Source organism: Roseateles sp., assembly GCF_049240545.1.
GTDB lineage: Bacteria > Pseudomonadota > Gammaproteobacteria > Burkholderiales > Burkholderiaceae_C > Paucibacter_A.
The window spans coordinates 1-3,142 of the sequence record NZ_JBMLSK010000284.1; the positions used below are offsets into that span (position 1 = coordinate 1).

General features: G+C 63.0%; 4 protein-coding genes and 1 tRNA gene. 4 read left to right on the plus strand and 1 reads right to left on the minus strand.

All coding sequences use genetic code 11. From position 1 onward, the window contains the following. The first annotated feature begins 284 nt into the window (after nt 1–284). The 4 genes from ACOVRJ_RS18350 (at nt 285) to ACOVRJ_RS18365 (ending at nt 2,958) form a co-directional block, all read left to right on the plus strand. A complete protein-coding gene (locus tag ACOVRJ_RS18350) occupies nt 285–614 on the plus strand; it encodes a type II toxin-antitoxin system PrlF family antitoxin (protein WP_422045273.1) in 330 nt (109 codons plus the stop codon). Continuing rightward, nucleotides 611–1,132 carry a type II toxin-antitoxin system YhaV family toxin gene (locus ACOVRJ_RS18355; RefSeq protein WP_422045274.1) on the plus strand — a complete coding sequence of 174 codons (522 nt, stop codon included), beginning with the start codon at nt 611–613 and terminating at the stop codon, nt 1,130–1,132. Before ACOVRJ_RS18350 ends, ACOVRJ_RS18355 begins: the two co-directional genes overlap by 4 nt. A gap of 360 nt (nt 1,133–1,492) precedes the next feature. Further along, nucleotides 1,493–2,098: a type IV toxin-antitoxin system AbiEi family antitoxin domain-containing protein gene (locus ACOVRJ_RS18360; RefSeq protein WP_422045275.1), complete on the plus strand. Its 606-nt coding sequence runs from the start codon at nt 1,493–1,495 to the stop codon at nt 2,096–2,098. Then, nucleotides 2,095–2,958: a nucleotidyl transferase AbiEii/AbiGii toxin family protein gene (locus ACOVRJ_RS18365; protein ID WP_422045276.1), complete on the plus strand. Its 864-nt coding sequence runs from the start codon at nt 2,095–2,097 to the stop codon at nt 2,956–2,958. The genes ACOVRJ_RS18360 and ACOVRJ_RS18365 overlap by 4 nt, the downstream gene beginning before the upstream one ends. A gap of 50 nt (nt 2,959–3,008) precedes the next feature. On the opposite strand, the gene ACOVRJ_RS18370 is transcribed toward ACOVRJ_RS18365, so the two are convergent. Continuing rightward, a tRNA-Phe gene (locus ACOVRJ_RS18370) sits at nt 3,009–3,084 on the minus strand. Nucleotides 3,085–3,142: the final 58 nt, after the last annotated feature.

Here is a 3,142-nt window from a genome sequence, read left to right on the forward strand (position 1 = left end):
TGGCGCCCCAACAGCAGCGCTGGCACATGCATCCAACTGCCGTTTTCAGGTTGAATGCTGGTGGTGCAAGCGAACACGATGGGAACTGCACTACCCCCAAGTTCGGAGCTGCGCGGTGATGCTGCGTACTTCGCGGGCTTCAGCGGTGTCGAGGCGACTACCGGTCCTTGCAACAGACTCTGGTATCGCTTCCGGCCTGACCTCAGACAGACAATGCATACGCATTGACATGAAAATGCAGATGCATTACTCTTTACGCAGAGCATCCTCGCCGGAGAAGCGCCATGCCCGCCACCATGCAAGTCGAATCGACACTGACCGACCGCTATCAGACCACCGTGCCTGAGACGGTGCGCCGGGCCTTGCGCCTGGGCAAGCGCGACAAGATCCACTACACGATCCGTCCTGACGGCGAGGTCGTGCTCACGCGCGCGGCCGCCGGCGAGCACAACGATCCTGCACTGGTGCCGTTTCTCGGCTTCCTTGCCCGGGACCTGGCCGAGCACCCCGAGCGGCTCCAGGCCGTGGATGCTGGCCTGGCTCAGCGCATGCAGGTGTTGGTCCGCGGTGTCGGGGTCGATCTGGACGCGCCACTGTTGGCGGACGATGAATGAGCGGCCGAACGGGCGAGGTCAGGCCGCTGGTCGTCAACCACTGGACCCTCTTTGCCCACCCGATCTTCCTCGACCAACTCGACGCCCTGACAACGGAGGTCGAAGCGCTCAAGCGCAAGGACGCGGCCGGCTACGTCAAGAAGAACGCCACCAAGCGCCTGGCCGCCATCGCCAAGCTGGCGTTTGAGGTCATCCCGCAGGACCCCACCCGGCCGGAGTACCGCCAGGGCAACACGCTCGGCGACGAGCACAAGCACTGGTTCCGGGCCAAGTTCTTCCAGCAGTACCGGCTGTACTTCCGGTTTCACGCGCAGGCCAAGGTAATCGTGTTTGCCTGGGTCAACGACGAGGACACGAAGCGGGCCTACGAGAGCGCCGACGACGCCTACCGGGTGTTTCGCAGGATGCACGACAGCGGCCACCCGCCATCGGACTGGGGCGAGCTGCTGGCCGAAGCACGCGCCGAATCGGAGCGGCTTGGCCGGCTCGCGTCAGGCGGCGCACGCGCAAGTCCTTGATGCTTCGACCTGCCGCGCCAAGCGGTTCGCTGTATCGGACTGGGTAGGCACGACCAACGCTCGAACTGGACCCCTACCGATTCCTGCCACTTCCTCGCAAACCCGCAGAAATGGGGTGGTGGTGTGGTTCCCCACTAGAGGAAACCGCCCCGCTGTAGAAGCAGGGATACCATGGGTCTGGTTGTACATCATGCGGAAGTCCGGGGAAAAATCGAGCACCCCCGCGCACTTCCTCGCTGGTTCGGGCTGCGACGGTCTGCGGTTCGATTTCCAAAAGGGAATCAAACACGGCTGCATGATGCTGTTCCTGTTTTTCGTCGAAATCTTGCATTGGACGAATAAACGGAACATACTCCCATCATGCTCGCCGACACCCACACCCAGCGCGTCCTCGATCTGGCCAGCCAGAAGGGGCTGCTGCGCGCCAACGATCTGGATGCCATCGATGCGCCCCGGGTCGTCCTGACGCGCCTGACCGCCGCTGGCGTTCTGGAAAGGGTCGGACGCGGGCTGTACCGCTTGCCTGATGTGCAGGGATCGGAATTCGAAAGTCTCGCAACCGTCGCCACCAAGGTGCCGCGGGCCGTGTTCTGCCTGCTTACGGCGTTGCAATTCCACGAACTGACTACACAACTGCCGCGCCAGATCTGGATCGCCATGCCGCGCGGCAGCCACGTGCCCAGAATCGAATATCCGCCGGTCAAGATGGTTCAGATGACCGGTGACGTCTACACGGCGGGGGTCGAGGAGCACCTGCGCGACGGGGTGAAACTGCGGGTGTACGGCGCGGCCAAAACGGTCGTGGACTGCTTCAAACATCGCAACAAGATCGGTCTGGATGTGGCGCTGGAGGCGCTGAAGGACGTCCGTGCCAAGCGCCAGGCCACGGCGGACGACCTGTGGCGCTACGCGAAGGTCAGTCGCGTGGCCAACGTGATGCGCCCCTATCTGGAGGCCGTCGAATGAGCAACTTCGCGGCTTCCGTGCGCGCCCGCCTGCTGGGCGTCGCCAAGGCTCGAGGCGTCGACTTCAATCAGGTGCTGGTGCGTTTCGCGCTGGAGCGCATCCTCTATCGCCTGAGCCAGTCCGAGCACGCGGATCGTTTTCTGCTCAAGGGTGCGCTGCTGTTCACACTCTGGTATGACATGCCGCACCGGGCCACGCGCGATGCCGACCTGCTGGGCTTCGGTGCGAGCGATCTGGAATCCGTGGCCCAGACCTTTCACGACATCGCCAGCGTCGCCGTGGACGACGGCATCGTGTTCGATCCGGCCTCGGTCGTCGCAAAAGAAATTCGCAAGGACGCCGGATACGCCGGGGCGCGCATCCTCATCGGTGGCGAGCTGGCCAATGCGCGATGCAAGACGCAGATCGACATAGGCTTCGGCGATGCAGTGACCCCCGGCCCCATCGATGCAAATTATCCGGTGCTGCTGGACGACCTGCCGGCACCGCGTCTGCGAACCTACCCCGTCTACACCGTCATCGCGGAGAAGCTCCATGCCATTGCGCTGCTGGGCATGACCAACAGCCGGATGAAGGACTACCTCGACTTGTCGGTGCTGCTGGAGCGCGAATCCCTGGACATCGATCTGCTGGCGCAAGCGGTGAAGGCGACTTTCGAGCGGCGCGGCATGTCCGTGCCCGCCGCACTGCCGGTCGGCATGACCGACGAGTTCGCAAACGACACGTCGCGGCAGGCACTGTGGCAGGCATTCCTCAAGAAGAACGAAGTCGCCTCCGAGTCCCTGGCTGCTGTTGTGGCGCGACTGCGGGCGACCTTGGGGCCAGTGTTAACCCGTGCAGCAGAGTCCTCATTGGAATAAAAAGAGGGACAACAGCAAGCTGTGTCCCTCTTTTGACGCAAACGAGTGTTTGGTGGCCAAGGGCGGAATCGAACCACCGACACGCGGATTTTCAATCCGCTGCTCTACCAACTGAGCTACTTGGCCGTCAATCTCAAAGTATAGCCCGGCTCATCAGCCCTGGCCGTTGCGTCTGGTGCGGGTG